Annotated in this window: 22 protein-coding genes; 4 read left to right on the top strand and 18 right to left on the bottom strand. The window is 32.3% G+C overall.

Going from position 1 to position 23327, the window contains the following annotated elements; translation table 11 throughout:
• Positions 1-65: 65 nt before the first annotated feature.
• From LIX58_RS08155 to LIX58_RS08135, 5 genes are all read right to left on the bottom strand, one after another.
• The gene (locus LIX58_RS08155) at positions 66-533 is read right to left on the bottom strand and encodes a SepA family multidrug efflux transporter (RefSeq protein ID WP_154838490.1); all 468 of its coding nucleotides are present in this window, start codon (positions 531-533) and stop codon (positions 66-68) included.
• A gap of 256 nt (positions 534-789) precedes the next feature.
• Entirely contained in the window at positions 790-2130 is a 1341-nt protein-coding gene (gene sdrM, locus LIX58_RS08150; RefSeq protein ID WP_126565752.1) for a multidrug efflux MFS transporter SdrM, read from the bottom strand.
• Between the two features lie 194 nt (positions 2131-2324).
• Positions 2325-3008: a PAQR family membrane homeostasis protein TrhA gene (trhA, locus tag LIX58_RS08145; RefSeq protein WP_154838492.1), complete on the bottom strand. Its 684-nt coding sequence runs from the start codon at positions 3006-3008 to the stop codon at positions 2325-2327.
• A gap of 18 nt (positions 3009-3026) precedes the next feature.
• On the bottom strand, positions 3027-4214 hold the full coding sequence (locus LIX58_RS08140) for a UTP--glucose-1-phosphate uridylyltransferase (protein WP_126565754.1): 1188 nt from the start codon (positions 4212-4214) through the stop codon (positions 3027-3029).
• 157 nt (positions 4215-4371) lie between these two features.
• Positions 4372-4890 carry a metal-dependent hydrolase gene (locus LIX58_RS08135; protein ID WP_154838493.1) on the bottom strand — a complete coding sequence of 173 codons (519 nt, stop codon included), beginning with the start codon at positions 4888-4890 and terminating at the stop codon, positions 4372-4374.
• 175 nt (positions 4891-5065) lie between these two features.
• Between LIX58_RS08135 and LIX58_RS08130 the strand changes: the two genes are divergently transcribed.
• Together LIX58_RS08130 and LIX58_RS08125 are read left to right on the top strand one after the other, a co-directional pair.
• Entirely contained in the window at positions 5066-5326 is a 261-nt protein-coding gene (locus LIX58_RS08130; RefSeq protein WP_126565756.1) for a hypothetical protein, read from the top strand.
• 157 nt (positions 5327-5483) lie between these two features.
• The gene (locus LIX58_RS08125; protein ID WP_154838494.1) at positions 5484-5798 is read left to right on the top strand and encodes a heme oxygenase; all 315 of its coding nucleotides are present in this window, start codon (positions 5484-5486) and stop codon (positions 5796-5798) included.
• A 53-nt stretch (positions 5799-5851) separates the two neighbouring features.
• Here the strand turns inward: LIX58_RS08125 and LIX58_RS08120 are convergent, their stop codons facing one another.
• The 7 genes from LIX58_RS08120 to LIX58_RS08090 form a co-directional block, all read right to left on the bottom strand.
• Complete coding sequence (locus LIX58_RS08120) at positions 5852-7168, bottom strand: YjiH family protein (RefSeq protein ID WP_371869273.1); 1317 nt, start codon at positions 7166-7168, stop codon at positions 5852-5854.
• 267 nt (positions 7169-7435) lie between these two features.
• Complete coding sequence (locus LIX58_RS08115; RefSeq protein WP_126565759.1) at positions 7436-8401, bottom strand: FecCD family ABC transporter permease; 966 nt, start codon at positions 8399-8401, stop codon at positions 7436-7438.
• Complete coding sequence (locus LIX58_RS08110) at positions 8398-9429, bottom strand: FecCD family ABC transporter permease (protein WP_154837620.1); 1032 nt, start codon at positions 9427-9429, stop codon at positions 8398-8400. The genes LIX58_RS08115 and LIX58_RS08110 overlap by 4 nt, the downstream gene beginning before the upstream one ends.
• 12 nt (positions 9430-9441) lie before the next feature.
• Complete coding sequence (locus LIX58_RS08105) at positions 9442-10443, bottom strand: ABC transporter substrate-binding protein (protein WP_154837622.1); 1002 nt, start codon at positions 10441-10443, stop codon at positions 9442-9444.
• 250 nt (positions 10444-10693) lie between these two features.
• Positions 10694-11752 (bottom strand): alanine racemase, encoded by a 1059-nt coding sequence (locus LIX58_RS08100; protein WP_126565762.1) that lies wholly within the window; start codon positions 11750-11752, stop codon positions 10694-10696.
• A complete protein-coding gene (locus LIX58_RS08095; protein WP_154837624.1) occupies positions 11753-13510 on the bottom strand; it encodes an IucA/IucC family protein in 1758 nt (585 codons plus the stop codon).
• The gene (locus LIX58_RS08090; RefSeq protein ID WP_154837626.1) at positions 13497-14681 is read right to left on the bottom strand and encodes an MFS transporter; all 1185 of its coding nucleotides are present in this window, start codon (positions 14679-14681) and stop codon (positions 13497-13499) included. The genes LIX58_RS08095 and LIX58_RS08090 overlap by 14 nt, the downstream gene beginning before the upstream one ends.
• 114 nt (positions 14682-14795) lie before the next feature.
• Here LIX58_RS08090 and LIX58_RS08085 point away from each other — a divergent pair, with 114 nt between their 5' ends.
• A complete protein-coding gene (locus LIX58_RS08085; protein ID WP_413470817.1) occupies positions 14796-16733 on the top strand; it encodes an IucA/IucC family protein in 1938 nt (645 codons plus the stop codon).
• A gap of 100 nt (positions 16734-16833) precedes the next feature.
• Here the strand turns inward: LIX58_RS08085 and LIX58_RS08080 are convergent, their stop codons facing one another.
• From LIX58_RS08080 to LIX58_RS08055, 6 genes are all read right to left on the bottom strand, one after another.
• A complete protein-coding gene (locus LIX58_RS08080) occupies positions 16834-17364 on the bottom strand; it encodes an Asp23/Gls24 family envelope stress response protein (RefSeq protein ID WP_126565766.1) in 531 nt (176 codons plus the stop codon).
• A gap of 84 nt (positions 17365-17448) precedes the next feature.
• Positions 17449-17688 carry a DUF2273 domain-containing protein gene (locus LIX58_RS08075; protein ID WP_103329012.1) on the bottom strand — a complete coding sequence of 80 codons (240 nt, stop codon included), beginning with the start codon at positions 17686-17688 and terminating at the stop codon, positions 17449-17451.
• 12 nt (positions 17689-17700) lie between these two features.
• Positions 17701-18237: an alkaline shock response membrane anchor protein AmaP gene (gene amaP, locus LIX58_RS08070; protein ID WP_126565767.1), complete on the bottom strand. Its 537-nt coding sequence runs from the start codon at positions 18235-18237 to the stop codon at positions 17701-17703.
• 183 nt (positions 18238-18420) lie between these two features.
• Positions 18421-19965 (bottom strand): BCCT family transporter, encoded by a 1545-nt coding sequence (locus LIX58_RS08065; protein ID WP_154837630.1) that lies wholly within the window; start codon positions 19963-19965, stop codon positions 18421-18423.
• A gap of 142 nt (positions 19966-20107) precedes the next feature.
• Complete coding sequence (locus LIX58_RS08060; protein ID WP_154837632.1) at positions 20108-21121, bottom strand: zinc-binding alcohol dehydrogenase family protein; 1014 nt, start codon at positions 21119-21121, stop codon at positions 20108-20110.
• A gap of 57 nt (positions 21122-21178) precedes the next feature.
• On the bottom strand, positions 21179-22186 hold the full coding sequence (locus LIX58_RS08055; RefSeq protein ID WP_226386237.1) for an NADP-dependent oxidoreductase: 1008 nt from the start codon (positions 22184-22186) through the stop codon (positions 21179-21181).
• Between the two features lie 130 nt (positions 22187-22316).
• On the opposite strand from LIX58_RS08055, the gene LIX58_RS08050 reads away from it, so the two are divergent.
• On the top strand, positions 22317-23318 hold the full coding sequence (locus LIX58_RS08050; RefSeq protein ID WP_154837636.1) for an LLM class flavin-dependent oxidoreductase: 1002 nt from the start codon (positions 22317-22319) through the stop codon (positions 23316-23318).
• Positions 23319-23327 lie beyond the last annotated feature (9 nt).

Here is a 23327-nt window from a genome sequence, read left to right as displayed (position 1 = left end):
TTTATTAATCAGTGATTAAATATTCAAACAAACATTCTTTCTCTTCGCAAATTAAATGCTTATATTTATTTATTTTCATTTAAATTCTCACTATCAGGATAAAATATAATTTTATAAATATATAATACGCCAATGATTACTGCAATTACCCAAAATTCAATTTTTATATATACATAATGTATATGGATAATAAAGTAAAACATTACTGTAGTCACAATATAAGATATCAAATGATACGTTGCACCGTTAAAATAAGGATTGTTTGGTAATTGTTTTCTGAAATAATCCATTAAATGTTCAATCGCAAATAAAATAAAATATCCAAAAACGATGTAACTGCCATAATAGAGTAAATTATCAAAAAAGCTTTTATTATAAGTGAAATATCCTAACTTTAAAAAAATAAGGATTCGACTTATACCAAATAAACCAAATCCTAAAAACGTTAAAAATATTCCACCTGAAATTATAAATATAGCGAGGACAACAATCGTCACAACAATATTATTAAACTTATTTTTTAAAAAACGCATTAATATTGCCCTCCTATTTTAGTTTTACACGCATATTTTATCACTTATGATGGCTAATATAAAATTTAAAGAGTTTAAACTTATGGTATATAAAACATAATATATTACTTAATTTTCCAGTAAAATAATTCATTTTCATACATAAGAAGCTTGATTTCAAAATAAAAAAGCAACCAGAAGTGAATTCATAATGAACGAATTCACTGGTTGCCTCAATATCAAATACTAATTAATTTTAATTTAACATCACTACGCATTATTGCGTGCTTTGTAGATTATTCTTGTATAATGTAGTCCAAATAATAATTAATACTATTGATACTACTGATACTGCACCAAGTATATTGTGTAAGTTACCATCTATTAATCCAGTAGACATAGCATATAAATATCCCATAATAGTAGAACCTACAGATGAGCCTAAATTTTTAGTTAACGCGTAAAATGACATCATTTTCTTCATATGTTTTGAACTTGTTTCTTCTTGTACGATGACACTGTCTTTTGTATAAACAAATCCAAAGCTTAAACCTGCTAATATAACTGTGGCTGCTATTAAAAGCGGTACTTTTGAACCAAAGATTAAAATAATACTACTAATGAGTAATAAAGTAAACGCGCCGATATATAATGCTTTTCTAGATAATTTATCTTCTACCCTAGCTAGGTTGAAGTTTAAAGTAAGCCATGCTACCGAGAGAGGAAAGATCACTAAACCACTTTGTAATGGAGATAATTTCAAATGATCTTGAAGATAAACAGGAATATATAAGTTATATCCCATTAAACACATCGCAATTAGTAAATCAGTTATAAATACTAATGAGACTGAACGATTAAATTCAGCTATAGGAATAAATGGATGAGCAGTCTTACTTTCAAGTTTAAATAACGCAATAGCTACAATTACAGCTAAAATGAATGCGACTAAATTTAGAGTAAGCATAGATTTATTTAAAATACTAAACATTAATAAACCGATAAAGATATAGAACAGAGACAATCCTTTCACATCAAAGCGACCTGTTTGAACTTCCGTTTCATCTGAAAAGTGAAATGTAAGGAATGCTAAAACAATGGCAATGATTGCAATTGGAATATTGATAAAGAATAACCAATGCCATGTTGCAAATTCTAAAATACCTCCTCCGAGTAATGGACCAATTATACTCGAAATACCCCATACACTACCTACAATGCCCATAATTTTATAGCGGAAAGGAATTTCAAAAGCGAGTTTCGGTACGATTTGCGTTAATGACATCATGACACCTGCGCCTATACCTTGAACAGCTCTTGAAACTATAAGCATGTAAAATGTGCCACTCATACCTGACATTAAACTACCAATACCAAATAAAAGTAATCCTACCATTGCAATATATAAAATTTTAAATCGAGTTAATAGTTCTCCTACAATAGGATTCGCTACTACTAAAGCGATGAAATAAACAGTGAATACTAAAGATATTTCAGGTCCTGCATGTAAGTCTTTACGTATCGTTGGCATAGCTAATGATATAATTGAACTTTCAATCGCAGCCATAAACATTGTCAATACTAACGTAACTACTATGCCTATAGATTTAACATTCATCTATTCAACCTCCTTAATTTTAGAGACATTTTTTTAAAGTCATGTAATAGCATAATCTTAGATAGTAGCTAAACGCAATGAAAATTGAACGTCTCGCATAAAAATAAGACTGATGGCCTATGCTCATCAGTCTTATAACATATATTTAATTTTTAACTAAACTCAAATTCACGCATTTGAGTTACTCACCCATTTTACATGAAATAGAGAATAGCAATTAAATGTAAAAATGAGGCGATTACAATAAATATATGCCAAATCATATGGAAATATGGACGATTCTTCTGAGCGTAAAACCATGCCCCAATTGTATAGGCAATCCCACCAAGTACAATAAATAATAAAAAGAGCCATGATGTACGCATAATAATGATTGGTAAAAAGATAATGCCAACCCATCCCATTACTAAGTACACAATTAAACTAAGTTTTTGATTAACTCTGACGGAGATAGATTTATATAATATCCCCCATATAGTAGTGCCCCATAATAATAGAAATACGAGCCATCCTATCCATCCACCTACTATAGTTAAAAGCACTGGTGTATAAGTTCCTGCAATAGCTACATAAATCATACTATGATCTATAATTCTCAATATGTATTTATGCGCAGAATAGTTTTGCATGGAGTGATAAATAGTTGAAGAGATAAACATCATAAATATACAAATCACATATATCGAAACACTAACTGAGCTTAGTGTGCCATGTTCGTTATAACTATGTACCGCCGCATATGGCAATATAAATAATGTTAATAAGGCAGCAGCTCCATGTGAAGCTGCGTTACCTATTTCTTCTCCAAAAGATAGAGGAATGATGTCTTTAAATGATTCAACAACGGTATCTTTTGTACTCTTAGATGTATTAGACATCTGCTTCCACCATCCTTATTAAATCAAATTCATTCGTTCTAAATCAGCAGTAGCTGTTTCAACACTATCTTTACCTTCTTTATTTTTTAAAGGTGAAAATTCTTCTTCACGAGGAACTTGTAGTGTTATGAAATCTTTCGCATATCTGAAAATATCAAAGTAAAATAATTCAAATTTTAATGTAGGTTGTTCAATTACGCCGAAATCATCATCTAATTGTTTTAGTTTTTTAATAGCTAAATGGTATGGTAAATCCTCATTTACCGCTTCCTTGATGAACGATAATTTAAACGCATGAATACCAATATTAGCGTTATCAAATGTATTAGCTACTTCTTCATCTAACTCAGAATATTCTAATACAGTATCTTTATTATCTTTATTAACTAGTCGTCCTACACTTTCTCCATCCTTAGGCTGTATTGATTTAGATGTCACATCTTTATCATTTACAATTGTATAGCCCGCAAATAATGGATCTAGAACTTTTACTAAGACATTATCTATATTATTTAAGAAGATAAACTTAACACCATCTGATTTCATTTTATCTAGATAGCCTTGTTTCTCTAGAGATTTGAATACACCACCATTACCATTAGGTGTTTCCATAATATAACCTTGTTCATTAAATACAAGACGTCCTTGCTCACTTAATGCCACAATATTATCTTGTTTGAAAAAGTGAATATTATCTGGATTATATCCGAAATAATTATGTTCTTCGAAATACTTTAGCGTTTCATCATGATTAATGTCACTAGTCATGATATACCAATTTAATAAATGACCAGTTTCTTGTTTTAAATTTAATAATTGTCTGGCTTGAAGTTCAAATAAGCTTACGCCTTTAATTTCGAAAGAACCTTTAGGACCTTTATATCCTAAGCGCGTACCTTGACCGCCAGCCATTAATAATACTGCAAACTCACCATTTCTTATTGCTTCAATACCTTTGCGTTCGTATTTTTCACGTTCTTGTTCTGTTAATTCTGCTTTACGCATAAATTCAACTTCTGATACTGATGAAACATCAGAAATTGTTTTACGATTAACATAAAGATCTTGATAAAGGTTTTGAATAAATTCTAAATCTAATGTTTCAACTTTGCTTTCTAGCTGTTCTTTTTCATTATTGCTCATTAACTTTTCATATTCACTTAAATGTTCCTGATTATATTTCTCTAATTTACTTTGGTCTAACATTTTTACTCTCCTTATAGGCAATTCAATGATTTTAGATTTTAAACAAGTATGATAAACATTTAAAATACTCGATAAAACTTAACCCTGTTAGTCATCCTAACCCAATTTCTAATAATATAGTCATTATAAATTAAACTATGTTATCACACTATTTTAATTACCCTAAAAATGAGTGGCTAATATGCTTTAAGATGTCATTTAGAAACGTTTGAAAAAATATGTATAGCGATCCAATACTCAAAGCGGTTGCTAATGATGCATCTAAAAGTCCACCCGTCTTAAAAGTAAAAGGGAATTTAATAGTTAATGGAATAGGATAAAGTAATTTAACTCCTCTAGGTGTTAACATATCAAGTATAACATGAGATGCAATTGCACCGATAATCGAAACTAAATAGTATGGGGGAGTTTGTATAAGAATAAGTAAAAAACCTATCATTCCCATAAATAATAAAGAATGTGTAAAGGTTCGATGACCAAAGATAAGATTTATAAAAAAGCTCAATAGTTTAAATTGTCTCCCTATTTTACTTCTAGTATGACATATATCAGGAAATAGACTTGAAACTATTGCTAGGCATATGACTGTTACAGTTGAAAAAAGATCGGTTTGAAAATGTTCAGTTGTTAAAGCACCCACTAATAAACCAGCAGACATATGTGTTTTACCTGTCATGTATCTTCTCCTTTATTAACGATATTTTAACATAAAATCAATAAAAATACGAACATATTTTCGGGGTACCAATATAGTGTGTCATAAATAAAATAAAGTATCACATAAATACTTGAAAACGATTTCAATTTGGTTTATTATAGAGACATAACTTACATAAAGGATGTGTTCTTTAATGGCAATGACTGTTAAGAAAGATGATAATGAAGTTAGAATTCAATGGAGAGTAGCAGATATTAAAATTCCTACTAATGAAATTAAAAATATTTCTCAAGACCAAGACATTCATGCAGTGCCAGATCTAGAGTCTAAAAATATTTCTCGAATTGGTTCTACATTTGGTAAAACAAATCGAGTAATCATTGACACTGATGATCACGAATACATTATTTATACTCATAATGACCAAAAAGTTTATAACGAATTAACTAAATAACCCAAACTATAATTTATTTCTTTCGCAAAGTTATCAATTAATGGTATGAAAACTGTCGACTCATTATCTTAAGTCGACAGTTTTTTCATAGTGCTAAGTTTTTTATTTTTAGTAAACAAAGCTAGAATAAGACCAAATACTTAAGGAGGTAATCAATATGTTTGTAGTTACTAATAGAATTACTGTAAAAAAAGGCTTCGCTGAAAAAATGGCTCCCCGCTTCACTAAAGGTGGCAAAATTGAAGCGTTAAAAGGATTTCATAAAATTGAAGTATGGCAAGTAAATACTGATGAAGATAGTGAAGATATGTATGTTAATACTTGGTGGGAAACTGAGGAAGATTTTAAAGCTTGGACACAGAGCGATGCATTTAAAGAAGCACATAAAAATAGAGGACAATCATCTTCTGAATCATCTCCAGTTATTAAAAGTGAAATTGTAAAAGCCAACGTTTTATCTACACTAAATTAATAAAAGCATTGAAGTTAATCATCTTTACCCGATTAACTTCAATGCTTTTTATTTTAAAGTAATAAATGCGCCATAAGCGCAATAATTGGTAACGTAATTGCTGTTCGAATAAGGAAGATTGCGAAGAGCTTACCTAAACTTACTGGGATTTTTGAACCTAAAATAACGCCCCCTACTTCTGATAAGTAAATCAGTTGAGAGATACTCAAAGCACCTATAACAAATCTTGTAATTTCACTATGGGCATTTGCTATTAAAATTGAAGGTAAAAACATATCAGCAAACCCAATTAATAATGTTTCAGAAGCTTTTGTAGCTTCAGGAATTTGAAGTAACTCTAAAATAGGAATAAATGGCTTACCTACTATTTCAAACACAGGCGTATAATTAGCTATAATAGTTGCTAACGTTCCGATACTCATCACTACCGGTAAAATAACAAACCACATGTCTATCACTGTCTTACATCCAGATTTCATAAATTCTTTGAAACCTGGCGCATTCAATCCAACGATTGTCGCTTCATCAAAACCATGTCTAAGCGCACTTTTCCCTTCAGGTAACTTCTCAAGACGCGTCTCTTCAGACACTTCTTTAGTAAACTCATCCGGTATTTTATTTAAAGGCCAGATTCTAGGCATAATGATAGCGGCCACAAAACAAGATACGATTACTGTTAAATAAAATGCGAAGAACTTATGTTGTAATCCAACTGTTTCAGCAATAACAATTGCAAATGTAATCGACACTACACTAAACGTCGTAGAAATAACGATTGACTCTCTTTTAGAATAGATACCACGTTCATATTGACGACTTGTTATAAGCACACCAACTGTGCCATCTCCAATAAAAGAAGCTAAATTATCTACAGTGGAACGACCTGGTAATGTGAATAATGGTCGCATAATTGGTCTGAAAAGTGGTCCTAAAAATTCTAATAGACCATATTCCATTAGAAATGGTAGGAATAATGCTGCAAATAAGAACACAGCAACTAATGTAGGTAATAAATCATTAAATACAAGACCGCCTGTATCTTCAGAATAAATGACTTTAGACCCTAGTTTGAGATACGTCATCCATGCTAAAAATACAGCTAGTATACGCAACGATAACCACACTGGTCCTACTTTAAATGCACTTTCAATTAAACTCCCTGGTTTAACTTTGTTTCTTAAAATTAAAGAAAATAATAAAGTCAATATTCCTGAAAGCGTAATAATAAAAAGAATGATAAGTGGCATTGCATTACCTAATACGTTCTTAAGCATATATGCTAAAAAGGCTACCGGTAATGTTGTTTGTTTTTCACCATCTTGCACTGTAGGTACAGGAATTAGAAATAAGATAATCCCTATGATGGACATTACTATAAACTTAGTTCGACCTTTAACAATCTCTTGTTTTGAGTATCCCTTCAATTTTGTCCCTTCTTTCTTTATATAGAAAATGTTTATATATTCATAATTTATGAATAAAAGCTAAATTATACTGTATAAATTATATAAATATGTCTTTATTTGTATTTTTATAAACAATATGTTCTATACTATATCTCATTTTCAAAAAGCGTGCAATATAAAAAAGCTAATTCCTCTAAATTTATAAAGGAATTAGCTATATGAAAGACAATATTAAATTCTTCTAAGTAAAAATAAGAAATAAGGAACACCTATAATAGCGATAATCACTCCTACAGGAATATCTAATGGCGGATGGATGCCTCTAGCTAATCCATCACTGACTAAGATAAGTACTGAACCTATTAAACCAGACATGATAACAACATGGAAATAACGTTGCCCTACAAGTGATCTAGCGATATGAGGAGAAATGAGTCCTAAGAAACTAATGCCACCAACTACTGAAATAGATGCCCCGGCTAACATGACAGATAATATAAGTAAAATCATCTTAAGATGTTGAACTTTAGCTCCTAATGCGACTGCAATATTATCTCCCAAATTTAGGATATCCAATTGATAACTTAAACCAAGTACTAATGGTAATGTAATAATAAACCAAGGAATAATAGAATAAAAGTTCTCAATTGTATGACCGTATAAGCTACCAGTTAACCAAATTAATGCATTATTTGCATCCATAGGATTACGAATTAATAAAAATTGTACTACTGCAGTACAAATCGCACCTATAGCTAATCCAATCAATGCAAGTGTAGAGCCTTTGATATTAAATTTTGAAATTAAAAATGACAAAATTAAGCTAATGACTAATGCACCAATGAATGAGCCTATGGGTAGCACAATAAGTGGAGCAGTTGGAAATACCATTATGACGATAATAGCAGCTAAACTGGCACCTTTAGTAATACCGATAACGTCTGGTGAAGCTAATGGATTTCTCACTACACCTTGAATTACCGCACCAGAAATAGCTAAACTACTACCTACTACTAATCCTAATAATGTCCGAGGTATACGGTATTCATTTAATATAAAGTCATCAAGCGTGAATATACCTTTTAATGCTTTCATTGGGCTATACATAGTAGAGCCAACGCATAAACTTATAAAAATACTAATAATTAGACAAATAATAACAATGGCGTAACGAATAGATAAATTTCGTCTTGTCATATTCGTTTCACCCCTCTAAGTGTAATTAATAAGAAATAAATAGCCCCTACAAATGACGTTACAATACCTACTGGAGATTCGTATGGGAAGGTAATGAGGCGACTAAGCATATCAGATAAAAGTAATAAATCTGCACCTATTAGAAAAGTTAGTGGCACCATAATAAAGTAATCTTTGCTTACGTAACGTTTAACTATATGAGGAACAATTAAACCAACAAAACCAATCGGCCCTGCTATTGAAACTGAAGCACCTGCTAACACAATAACAAGAAGACCTATGATGATACGAATAAGTTGCGTTTTTTGTCCTAAACCTTTAGCAATATCGTCCCCTAATTCCATAATGGTTAATTGACGTCCCATTAATAATGTAATGATAAATGCTATAAGTAGCCATGGCATAATTGATAGTACTGACGTCCATTTTAATCCATTTAATGAGCCCACTAGCCAAAACATCACTGTAGTATTAGAATCTTCATTTAAAATAATAATCCCTTGCGTTAAACTACTGAAGAATAAATGAATGGCCATACCTGCTAATGCTAATTTAACCGGCGTAATCTTTTTTGTTGAACCGGATAGTAAATATACTGTTAGTCCACCAATAAATGAACCTATAAAAGCAAATAAAGTAGCGTATTTCCCTAAAGATGGAATTAAAATAGTTACTAAAACGATAACAAAAGAGGCACCTGAGTTGACGCCAAATATTTGAGGAGAGGCCAATGGATTTCTAGTTATAGCTTGCATTAATAATCCTGCAAGCGCAAGTGCACCACCTATGATTAACCCACCAATCATTCTTGGCATTCTTACGTTATGAATAAGAAATGTTTGTTTATTATTTACTGAAGTAAAAAAGTAATCATAAATATCTTTAGCATGAATGTCTGAAGAACCAATCGCTAAATTAAAGTAAGCAAAAATAAAAAGAAAGCACACACTCACAATAAACGTGAGTGTAGTGCGTTTCTTAGTTGCTCTTTCATTAGCGGATTGACTATCAGTTGATCTCATAGTCATTGTTCATCCACCTTACTTCTCTTTATCTTTTTTAGAAATTTCAACAAGTTCTTTAGCCATCTCTTCTGAAGATATTAAACCACGTGCACGCGCCCAAGTGTCACGGTTTACGATACTTACACGATCATGTTTAACTGCATCTAAAGTATTCCAAACTGGATCTTTTTTCATTTCTTGATAAGATGGTTCTTTTGGACTTGCACCGTCAGTCATAATAAACATACGTTTAGGATTTACGTCTTTTAATGTTTCAGCATTTAACTGTAAGTATGGTCCTTGTAAATATTTACTTAAACCTTTAGTTACATCTTTAGTTAATGCTTCTTTAAAGCCAAGTTCAGTTAAGAATTGACCAACATAAGATTCACTTGGGTGAGCAAGCAATCCTGATTTAGAAGCTACAGCTGGTAAGACTTTTTCATTTTTATCAAATTGAATTTCATCTTTATATTCAGCTAATTTTTTCTTATGTTCATCTAAACGTTTTTTACCTTCATCTTCTTTATTTAAAGCTTTAGCTACAGTTTTGAAGGCATCGATGTTTTCTTTATAGTCTCCATCGAAACTTTTTAGCTCAATAGTTGGAGCAATTTTACTTAGCTCTTTATAAATACCTTTATGTCTATTACTATCTGCAATAATTAAATCTGGTTTTAACTTGCTGATTTCTTCTAAGTTTGGTTGTTTACGCGCACCTACAGATGTATAGTTACCTATTTTATCTTTTAAAGGTTTGATAATACGATTTGGTTTATTATCATCAGCTATCCCAACAGGTTTTACATTTAAAGCTGCTAATGCGTCTACAAATGAGAATTCTAAAGCTACTACTTTTTTAGCATCTTTAGGGACTTTAGTTGTACCTAATTCATGCTTAATTTCAATCGAATCTTTCGATGATGAGGATTTGCTATCAGAATCCTTAGAACCATTATTACTTACATTACCACATGCAGTGACAAGCACTAATGCAAATAACAATGCGGCAATTCCGGCAATTTTGAAGCCTTTCATTACTCCCACTCCTTAATATGTATAGGTTTACAATAACTAGTTTATTGATAACGATTATCAATGTCAACATCATTTGAAAGATTTTTTAATTTTTTTATATAAATCATTTATTTTTTATCTTTGAAAAGTGTTAAATAATATTACGGATAAATTCAAAAAAGCCATTAATCAGTATTGAAAACTGACTAATGACTAAATGTATCAAATATGAAAATATTTTCAAATTGATATATTGCATGACATCATTTTTTTAATAAATAGCTAATGAAGCACTACTTACTTGCTCGATCAAAGACTGAATGTGTTGATCTTTCACATATGTTTTAGATATTTTTTGATGATACATGATTTGAGATAATGCTTCATATTCAAGGCTAAAAGAAATTGTATCTCCAACTTGATAAAAATCTTGGTTTCCTAAATCAATCATTAAATGATCACTTGTAGCTCCAATGATTTTAACTTTATCATTAAGTGGGATGATTTTATTAATCACTGTATCAATATAGCCTATATCCAATATGGCTTGTAAATAACATTGACTTCCCTCTAATAAACGAGGTTTAATCTCAATTATTTCCGCTTCAAGCGTAATTGCGTTTTGAAATAATCGTGGAATGGGTTGATACGTCGTTGTATCTACGCCTCTAAATAATGCTTCACCTATTCTTAATTCATTAATACGACCTAAATCATTATACATTAATTGCGGTAGCATACTTGAATTGCCGCCAGATATAATTTTCAAACGGAAGCCTATTTCATTCTCAATAGCTTGCACAAATTGATTAATCGCAAAAATATCATCTTCTGTAGGTGCTAAGGATTTAAAACACATAAAATTAAAAGCGATACCTATAAATTGGATGTGTTTCATTGCAATTATTTCTTTTATGTAATCAAGCATATCATAAGTTAAGACACCTTCTCGGCCATCTTTCCAATCTATCATTATTATAATTTGATGTTTTTTATTAAGTTGACCAGCAATGTCATTGATATCGCGAATTGCTTGAATTTCAGTTTGAATACTCATTTTTACGTTTTCAACTAATTCTAAATATCGTTTTTTAGGTGTCGGTCTTAATAATAAATAACTACATCTATTCTGAAGTTCCGAATTGATATTTTCTAATCTTGATTCCGCGAAATGATTAAATCCTAAGTCAATCAATGTTTCTAATATTTTCGTATCACCAGCAATACATTTTACGACTGGCGTCAAATGAATATCTTGTTCTGCTAGTATACTGTGCAAGACTTCAGCATTATATGCAATTTTAGATAAATTAATTGAGATATCTGCCACTTAATTCACCTCTTTTTTTATCGGGTTATCAAGTTCTATATTAAGATATTTTTTAACTTTATTTTCCATTCTCATACGAAGCAACGCTTTAACCGTGATAGTTGATCCAAATAAGATTTGTCTTAACGTTTCAGCATGTGGCTTATCATCACTTATTGCAAGCTCAATTTCTTCTTGTACAATATTAAATAATTCGACTTCGCTTATACTTTCGTTTTTTGAAAAGTGATGAATTAATTCCGCAAGCTGATTTTGTACTACAGCATGTTGGAATTTCGCTATAACTTCATCAATGGAGGACGCTATTAAACTAGTATTCGTCACATTAATATCCTTTAATTTCTTATACAAGGTATCTAAATCAATACGAGAGCCTCCTAAATCACGAACGACAAAGTTCATTTGAAATTGAGGTCCAAGATTTACAATTGTATTTTGCATATGAGCCTCTAAAGCAATACCGTAATCTTGAATTAAAGCAATTAACGGTGTGACTAATTGGCGACAGTATGTTCTCATAAATTGAGAAATGTTCTGACTTATTTCTCCACTTACCCATTCAATGTAGCTATCAACGGTAATATTTCCATCAACCGGATTAGGATTTACTAATGCCCCTGTAACGATTGTTGCACCATTATTAGCAATATAGGGTTTCTCTCTAATAATACATGCCAATTGTCGTGCGCGATCATCTTCGGTATTAGCATATATACCAAAAGGTTCAAGTGCTACTTTGAGTTGTGGATATTGATTAAGTGTTTCTTGCAATGCCATACTTAAATTTGGACCATCGACTGTCGTTACACTTGATACCGTTCTTACAGCACTAGTCGCTTGTACATTGACTGGTAATTTTATATGATACGGTTTATTGGTCAGCGACATTGTTCTAAATGATAACGTTGCTTTCGATTCTATATCAAATGGTGTAGCAATTAAAATTTGATCTTTAATCCACTGTTCGAATTGATGATAAATAGTATGTTGATATTGCCAAGGATGAACAAATATAACTTGGTAATCATCAAGCGAAAGATGAAAGGTTTGAATAAATTTTCTTAGTTTAGAATGATATTCTGGAATCACTTCTTCCAATACAAATGAGCTATTTCCATCTATAGACGTTACTTTTGCATAATCTTTATGTAATAACATGATTTTTAATGGAATAATTTTTTCAAATTCAGGTGAATATTGTTTAACTTCCTCCATTGATAGAGGTAATTTTGTTTTTGTCAACGGATGTGTTGGATGACCTTCAATCACTAAGCTTTCAGAATACATTAAGTCATTGAAGTCATTCGAATCACTTAAATGTTGTAACCAAGCAAAGAAATTAATCGTGATCGGCATACGTGAAAATTTCAAACTATCTTGGATATGTTTTTTGCGATTATTGAAATGTCTGTACACTTCAATAAAGCTATCTCTACTATGTAATAATTCTGCACGTAAACGCTCGCTTATCTCAACTTCAAAATGTTGCTCTAAAACATCTAATAAATTCTCTAACGACGTTATTTCTACTTTATTTTTTCCACAGCTATAAGTTATTGGTCCCTCAAAAGTATATCGAACCATTTCGCTTAAATGTTTATAATAAATTGTCAGTACGCATCCATAAAGTTGTATTTCAAGCTGATGATCTTGAGTTGTAATTCTTGTTGAGGATGCCCATATCTTTTCTTTAACTAATGCATTTAAGACGCGGTATTGTAAATTTTTATCTGCTAATTCCCAATCACTTTGCATTATTCGACTCCTCCACTTTAGTTGTTCTTTGTAGTAAATGAACGGTTAAGGCTACAACAGTTGTAAATAAGCCCATGACGATAAAGGTAGTTAAGACACCCATCCAATCCGAGAGCGCTGTCATCAATAGACTTCCCAAAGGAATCATACCTCTATCCATCATAACGATACTTAATATTTTCCCACGATTTTCAGGAGACACTTGTTCTTGAAAATAAATTCTATTTGACGTACGCGCCCATTGGCTAAATAATCCTACAAGTGCCATGCTAATAAACATTACTACTACATTTTGTATGACTACACCTAATAATGCTAAACCAAATAAACATGAACTTAAATAATACATATTTACAGTATTTATCTTTTTCAAAATAATGGGTAATAAAAGTGTAGCAATCATACCACCGATTGCACAAAAAGTCATGGAAATACCAAATATTTCAGATTTACCAGGAAATATTCGATGAACGAGTACGGGTACCAAGGTCGTATAAGAAAATCCAGTTGCCATTATAATTAATGAAGTTATAAAAATCCTGGATGCTTGCGCATTTGTTTTAAAATACTGCCATACGAACTTCAATGAATATTCTTTAGTCTTACTGACATCGTTATTAACCCGTTCAAAATGAAGCGGTATACAAAATAACACAGCCATTAAATAACAAATCGCTTGTGCTAAGAATGTTGCTGGGGCATGATACGCAGCAAGAATAATTCCTGCAATTGCTGGACCTATCGAGCGACAAATATTAATTATAAATGAATGATAAGAAACGGCTTGGCTCGTATTCAATCTTTCAGACAAATCAGGCAACAATGCTTGTCTTACTGGCGTTTCTACCGCGTTCAATATGCCACGTAAATTAGCATAAATTAATATCACTATAATTGAAATATGGGAGATAGTAAAGGTACAAACACACAATAGTGTAGTCACTAAAAAAGAAGAAGATATTGTAATTCTAAGCAATAATCCCCTATCATATTTATCAGCAATTGTACCTGCCCATACACTTAGTATTAAAATAGGTACGAGTCGGCAAAAATTAACTAAACCTAAATAAACTGCGTTATGATAACTAGTAAGTACATACCAGTTTAAACCAATTTGTCCTATCCAATTTCCCAGAAATAATAAAAAGGAACTGGAAAAGAAAAATTTTGCCACAGTGTGTCACCTACTCCTTTATAATTGATAATGAATATCATTATCGATAATATGGATTATACAAATCTTTTTGATTTTTGTAAAATAATTTTGAGGTGTTTTATGACTAACATAATTAATATCAATAACTTTAATATTCAATTAACTGAGGAGGAGCAAGCTGCTTATGCATTCTTAAAACAAAATTATCCTCAATTATTAGGTGATTTTAAAGATAACTTGTTGGCAAGTCGTGATAAGATTTCACAACGTTTAATTATTTCTTTATACCGTGAGAATTTAGTGAATGCTAAAGATAATAGTGAAATCGTGTCAGCTAGTAAGTTTGCTCGTTTATCAATTGATAAAGCGGAAGACGTATTGTGCATTCATTTTCCAAAAGCAAAAAAATACATATATGGAAAAGTTGAAGGTCGACATGCATTCGGTCGAGTAGATGTGGTAGGACCTTTCTTTGAATCAAAGGAGGAACAAAGCGAATTTACGCGAGTGATGCATCCACTTGAAGTTTTAGATAATATCTTAATCGAAGACCCAACGCTCAATAATGAGGCTAGTGACCAATTTAAAGATGATTTAGATAATAGTGTGGCGAATATGGCACTTGCATTAGCTTATCAAGCCTATCATATGCGTGACATGAACAAACCACTTCTAGATATCATTTCTACGCATGAAGACAGTTACTTGCGTTCTGAACAAGCTGTAATTGAAGGTCATCCGCTTCATCCTGGTGCAAAATTACGTAAAGGGTTAAGCGCTCAAGAAAATATTTATTATAGCTCTGAATACGGTAAAGAAATTCATTTAAAATGTGTATTAATTCATGAAAGTATCGCAAATACTCAAGCGTTATCTAATAGCTATAATAATGAGATAGAATCTATCTTACCTGAATTATACGCTCAAATTTCTAAGGAACTAGATGAAAGTATCAATTTATCACAATATCATTTAATGATTGTTCATCCTTGGCAATATGATTATATTTTAAAGGTTCAATATCAATCAGAACTTAAGCAACAACTCATTATTCCTTTAAATATGAGGTTGCCATATTATGCCGGTTTATCATTCAGAACATTGATGCCTAAATATCCAAATCAATTACCTCATATTAAACTATCAACGAATGTACATATTACTGGGGAAATTAGAACATTATCGGAGCAAACAACACATAACGGTCCTTTAGTAACAAAGATATTAAATGACATTTTAAATAATGATAGTGTATTTCATGAATATCGCATTGAAATATTAGATGAGTTAGCAGGTATACATTTCTATAACATAAATGACCCTGAGTACATTCAAACTGATCGTAGTGAACAGTTAGGCACCCTTTTCCGAGAAAATATTTATCAATTAATTGCTAATGACAGTATTCCTATGATTCCATCAAGTTTAGTTGCGAATTATAAATATAACGAAGAAACGCCTATTGTGAGTCTTATTCAATTATTCCGACAAAGTGAAGGGATAGACAGTTTTGAAGAAGCAGCTCAATTATGGCTACGTGACTATTCAACACAATTATTGGGCATTGTGCTTCCTTTATACATTAAATACGGAATTGCACTTGAAGCGCATTTACAGAATTCAATTGCTTCATTTAATAAAGATGGTAGTTTAAATACAATATATATTCGTGATTTTGAAGGCTTACGTATTGATGAAGCTCAACTTAATGCAAGCGGCTATGCTACGGATGACTTCCATGAAAAATCTAGAATTCTTACTGATTCTAAAACTTCAGTATTTAATAAAGCATTTTATTCTACTGTGCAAAATCATTTAGGTGAACTTGTATTAACCGTAGCTAAAGTAATTGAAGATACATCATTTGAGGAGACTATGTGGCGTCAAATTAGTGATATCATTCAGCAAATTTTAGTAGATTTAAATGATGTTGAAGAGGAACGTTTAAATACAATATCCTCTACTTTATTCGCTGAAACGATTGATTATAAATGTGTGACAACGATGCGTTTAGAAGACGAAGCACACCATTATACTTATATTAAAGTAGACAACCCATTACATCGTTAAGCAAATACAAACAGGAACGAAGGTATCTTCGTTCCTGTTTTTTCATACCTAAAAAAACCTTAAGACGATGAACGCCTTAAGGTTTAAAGGTTATTACTTATTATTGTAAACCTGATCTTTCAGAGTTGTTGTTATTGTTGTTGTCTCTGTTTTTATCATTTTTTTGAGCCCATTCTTTTTTAGTCATTACATCGTCAACTTGCATGTTAACTTCAACAACATCTAAACCAGTAATGTATTTAACTTGTTCTTTAACTAAGTCAGTTACTTTACGGAAGATTTTTGGAGCTGATTCGCCGTATTCTAAGATTACTTTTAAGTCTACAGCTGCTTGTTTTTCGCCAACTTCAACAGAAACACCTTGAGTTACGTTGTTACCGCTTGAGAAAGCGTTAGTGAAATTATCAGCGAAACCGCCTTTCATGTCTAAGATTCCTCTTACTTCGCGAGCTGCGATACCAGCGATTTTTTCGATAACTTCATCAGAGAAAGTTAATTTGTTTTCGAAACGTTGATCGTTACGTTCTTCTCTACGTTCTTGAGCTTCTCTTTGACGTTCTTCTCTTTCTTGTTCGTTAACTCCAGTTTGGTTATTGTATGCTTGTTTAGCTTTATTGTTATCTACTGCCATGATAAACATTCTCCTTTTTATTAAGAAATTTTTATTAATTTAAAACTTTGTTTTTTATTTATATGAATTCTTAACTAGATAAATCTAACTCCATCTATTTAAGAAGTTCATGAAATCTTGTGTACGGTCTTTAATATACCCAACGCCAATTCCAATTAAACATAAAACAATGATTAAAATTGTTTTCCAGAATCCTAAAGTTAGGAATAAGATTGCTATAATTAAAAATGCGAAGAAACCGATGATACGCCATTTATAAGCTTTAATGAAGTCAATAACTTGTTGACCAGCATCTTGTCCATTTTGATTATTATTATCAGCCATGTTATCCCTCCCTTACAGTACGCGTTGTCCTGCAGATTTTTGATCTCTGACATTAACTTCTAATTTTCTAACTGGCATTTCAGTAAAATGCTCAACATTATGTTTAATGTCAGCTCTAATACTTTCAGTTAAAGACTTAACTTGTACACTATTTGGTACTAAGAAGTCTGCTTTAATATCGATATAAGAATTATTTTTCTTATTGTAAAGCTTAGTAACTACATTAGGTTGTCTTACATCTTCATATTTAGTTAACGTATCATATGCAGTTTTTTCGACTGCTTTACGTGATACATAAATATGTCCATCATTGTAGTCTTTGTATAAACCTGGTTTTCTATATGTTGGTTTGAAAATGCTGAGTACTAATATTAAACCGATCAATATAAGTAGAGCAGCTAAACCAATTAATAGTGGTTGGAACCAATTGAATTGTAAGAAGTAGTGTTGGTATTGAGAAATACGACTATCTTTTATGTACATAAACAATAGGAATCCAACAATAGCAACTATTAATAGGCCGAGGATAAAGTTTTTTAATCTTTTCACCTCGTCATGCACCTCCTTAGTTATTGTTGAACTATTAAATGAATTATAGAGATTAAGTACCCTTTAAATGTTTTTTAAAACACTAAATTTAAATTATTTTATTCTTTTTTTAAAATTCATTAAAGTTTACTGTCTAAAAATGATATTCCCAAATTTAGCACAATAAAAACATAAAATTTATAATTATTTTTTATTTAATTTTTCTTCAGAATTTTTATACTGTAAAAAGTGTTGTTTTGAATGCCGTGGATGATCATTCGATAAAGATTTAAAGAGTGACCAAATCATAAATATAATTACAAGTGAGAACGGTAATGCTGCAATGATAAGTAAATTTTGAATGGCTTGTGTACCACCTGTATAAATCATAATCATCGCAAATAGAGCAAGTATGATACCCCAGCTTACTTTTACAAAAGAAGCAGGATTAATATCACCTTTACAACTTAGCATGCCTAGTACATAAGTAGCTGAGTCAGCTGAAGTAACAAAGAATATCATGATGACTATTAAAGTAATAATACTTAAAACAAATCCTAGTGAATAATGTTCCAACGTCGCAAATGTTGCTGTTTCTGTCGCTTCTTTCGCTATATTCGCAATCCCCTTGTCTTGCAGATAAACAGCTGAAGCACCAAATACTGCAAAGAAGAAGAAACATACAAGTGCTGGCACGAACAATACCCCTAATATAAATTCTTTAATCGTACGGCCCCTAGACACACGTGCGATGAAGATACCAACGAATGGTGCCCATGAGACCCACCATGCCCAATAGAAGATTGTCCAATTTTGTAACCACTGAAATTTCTCTCCCCCATTCATAGGGATACGTAAACTCATACTAAAGAAATTAAAGATATAGTTACCCAATCCATTAGTAAAGGTATTTAATATATATAAAGTAGGTCCTACAATAAATAAACCGATTAAGACAATAAATGCTAATAACATATTAATATTACTTAATGTTTTAATTCCTTTATCAATACCAGACCAAGCCGACCATGTAAATAAAATAGTGGCTATAATAATTAAAATGACTTGAGTACCAAAATTATTTGGTAAGCCAAATAAGAAGTTGAGCCCTTCGTTAATTTGAAGTGCGCCAAATCCTAACGTAGCCGCTACCCCTGTAACAGTTGCTATAACCGCTAGTACGTCTATAGCGCCTCCAATTGGCCCTTTCATTCGCTTCTCACCAAAGATAGGAACTAATGTGGCACTCACTAATCCAGGATACCCTTTGTGGAAACTAAAATAAGCGAAGACTAAAGCAACAATGCCATAGACAGCCCACGCATGGACGCCCCAGTGGAAAAATGCAAATTGAAATGCATCGTTAATAGCAGCTTGAGTGCCTGCTTTATGTATCGGTGTCAATGTAAATGCATGACTGAGCGGTTCGGCTGTCGTCCAAAATACTAAGCCTATTCCCATTCCTGCACTAAACAGCATTGCAAACCATGAAGGTAAAGAGAATTCAGGATCTTCTCCTTCTTTCCCAAGAGTAATTGACGCATATCTAGAAAATAATAGATACACACATATAAAGAAAATCATTAAAACGAGTAATAAGTAGTACCATGAAAAGTTGACGGCTATAAATGACGTAATATTTTGAGTTACCGTTTCTAACTGTTTCGGTAATAATGCACCATATAAGACAAACAATGTACAAATACCTAATGCCGTCCAGAATACAACACTAATGGATTTATTTTTCATCCATCATAAACTCCTTTCTTTAAGTTGTTATTTAATTTTTAATGCCATCTATCATTAAAAAATGACGTTTATTATTATTGCCTAATTGCATAATAATAAACGCCATATTTAAGATAATTCTATATAGATTGTTACTTCCCTTTTACTCTTCTATATTAATAACTAATTTTCCAATCATTGAATTAGATTCTAACGCTTTATGAGCATTATATAAGTTCTCCACTGTAAGCCCTGAAACCGTGTTAGTAGTTGTAGGCTGATACGTACCTTGTTCTACCTTTTCAGCAATATCTTTCAAATATTCATGTTGCTGAATCATATCTGCTGTTTGATGTATGGGTCTTGCAAACATAAATTCATGCGTGAAACTAATATTCTTCGCTTTCAATGCATTTAAATCTTGTTTCTCTTTAAAAGCAACAATCGTCGCAATGTGGCCGAGCGGTTTCACAACCTCAATCATCGTGTCATAATACATATCTGTATCGAAAGTACAAAATACATAATCTACCGCTTCAATATCATGTTGCTTTAATTGCGTTGCTAAATCATGCTTATGATTTAATACAATATCAGCACCCATCTTTTTACTCCACTCTACCGTTTCGTCACGTGAAGCAGTAGTAATGACTTGTAAACCGTATGCTTTAGCAATTTGTGTTGCGATACTTCCGACACCACCAGCACCATTAATTATTAATAGTGATTTCCCTTCATTCTCTTTAGCATGAGTTGAAATACCAAACGCGTCGAATAGCGTTTCCGAAGCGGTAAGCCCGGTTAAAGGTAAACTAGCCACTTGTTCAGCCGATAAATTACTTGGGGCTTTCGCCACAATGCGTTCATCAACAACTTGATAAGTCGCATTAGACCCATGTCGATTAGGTGTGCCAGCATAGAATACTCGGTCTCCTACTTCAAATAATTCTACTTCAGAACCGACCGCTTCAACTATTCCAACTGCGTCGAATCCCAACACTCTTGGCACATCTTCAACAGGGGTGATACGCTGTTTTGTATCTACCGGATTGACACTAATACTTTGAATTTTTACGAGTATGTCGCGTGCTTTCAGTTGAGGCGTTTCAAGTTCATATTCTTTAAATAAATTACCTTCTTCTAATTTAAATGGTTGTTCAAATCCAATTACTTTCATTACTTCTTAGCCACCTTTTATTCAATCTACTGTTGCTTTTTGAAAAGGGAAACCAAATTACTCAGCGTCTGAAACTTTGACCACTTGCTTACCAAAATTATCTCCAGTAAACAAGTTACGAAAGGCGTGCGGTAATTTATTGAATCCTTCTTCAATTGATACTTCAGTTTTAATTTTACCTTCTTGAATCCACTGTGCAAGTTCTTTACCAGCTTGTTCAAAATCATCAGCAAATTCTGCTACTAAAAATCCTCGCATCATCGCTTGTTTTTTAATCAGGGTACTTTGAATACGTGGCCCTTGATCATCTTCCGGATGATTATAATTTGAAATCGTTCCACATACTGGAATACGCGCATGACGGTTAAGATGTTTAAATACTTCGTCGCCAATTTCTCCGCCTACATTTTCATAATAAACATCCACACCATTTGGCACTGCCTTAGCTAAAGCTTCAGCAAAATCGTCTTTCTTATAATCTACACCAGCATCAAAGCCAAGTTCTTCCGTAAGATAATTCACTTTCTCATCTCCGCCAGCAATGCCTACAGCATGGGCACCTTTCAATTTAGCAATCTGTCCTACAACTGCACCTACAGCACCAGAAGCAGCAGAAACCACTACCGTTTCATCTGGCTGAGGTTGTCCGATATTAAGTAAACCATGGTAAGCTGTCTGGCCAGTTAAACCTAGCGTGCTTAAATATAAATGTAATGGTATATCTGTATTTGAAACTTTATCGACTTTATCTTCATTTATAGTATTGATGCGTTTCCATGGTAACATTCCTACAACAATGTCATCTTCTTGAAATTGATTAGAGTTAGAGTTGATTACTTTGCCCACGATATGACTTTCAATAGGTTGACCTATTTCGAATGGTTCTACATATGAATCAGCTTGAGACATTCTGCCTCGCATATAAGGATCTACTGAAATATAAATCGATTCTACTTGAACTTCATCGTTCCCTAATTCAGCTACATCGATATCTTCGTATTTAAATGTATCATCTTGTGGCATACCTTCTGGATATTGAGCGAGTAATACTTGTTCATTCTTCATCACCTAAAACTCCTTTCAATATTTGCTTACAGTATAGTACTTCAAACAATCTAATCGCAATCATCATGCTTTCCACTTATAATGACACATGATGTGAGATTTATATTTTTAAAAAGGGAGCCTGCTTAATATGAAATTAGGAATCTTAGATTATGTGCCTATATTCGAAGGTCGTTCAGCGCAAGATGCTTTTAATCATACAGTCGAGTTAGCCACTTTAGCTGATGAGCTAGGCTATGAGCGCTATTGGATTGCTGAACATCATCAAGTACCTTCTGTAGCCTCAAGTGCGCCTGAAATGGTGATGATGATGTTATTAGAACATACGCATCGTATCCATATTGGCAGTGGAGGCGTGATGTTGCCCCACTACAGCGCTTATAAAGTTGCTGAACAATTTAAGATTATGGAAGCACGTCATCCCTATCGTATTGATATGGGACTTGGTCGTTCTCCTAGCTTTAAAAATGTGAACGAAGCACTGAATGAATTTAAAACTAAGAAGCCAGAGTTATCTCAACAAATAGATGACTTAATCAAATATTTTACTGATGATACAAAGCAGCCTCACCGCTTCATGTCACTACAAGCTACGCCATTTATTGAAAGTTATCCGCAATTATATATTCTAGGTATGAGTGAACGAAGTGCTGAACTCGCTGCTAGAAAAGGATTACCCTTAGTCATTGCTCATATGGGACAGGCTTTGACACAAATAAACAAAGTCATCGCTCACTATCGTAAACAATTCGAATTATATAATGATAAATTAAGTGGCAAAAAGCCTTACGTTATTATGGCAACCTTTGTTGTAACTGCAGAAAAGTTAGAAATAGTTGATAATTTACTCGATGCGCTTCATTTATGGTTAATGCGTATCAATTATTTAAAACAACCTATGTTTTATCCTTCTATTGAATCTGCACATCAACGTCAATATTCTGACAGAGAACTTGCTAAAATTGAGAAAAATAAAAATAGAATTGTGAGTGGTTTACCTCACGAAGTTGCTAAGCAATTGCATAATATGCAACAAACTTATGATGCAGATGAAATGATGATACTGCCACATGTATTTGGTGAAGAAAATAGACTAGAGTTACTTAAACAATTAGCTAATGCTTGCTTTTAAGAGAAGAAT

The organism is Staphylococcus sp. Marseille-Q1834 (assembly GCF_916858875.1).
Lineage (GTDB): Bacteria > Bacillota > Bacilli > Staphylococcales > Staphylococcaceae > Staphylococcus > Staphylococcus pragensis.
Note: the sequence above shows the minus strand (reverse complement) of the source record. Positions and strands in the feature narration are given on the sequence as shown.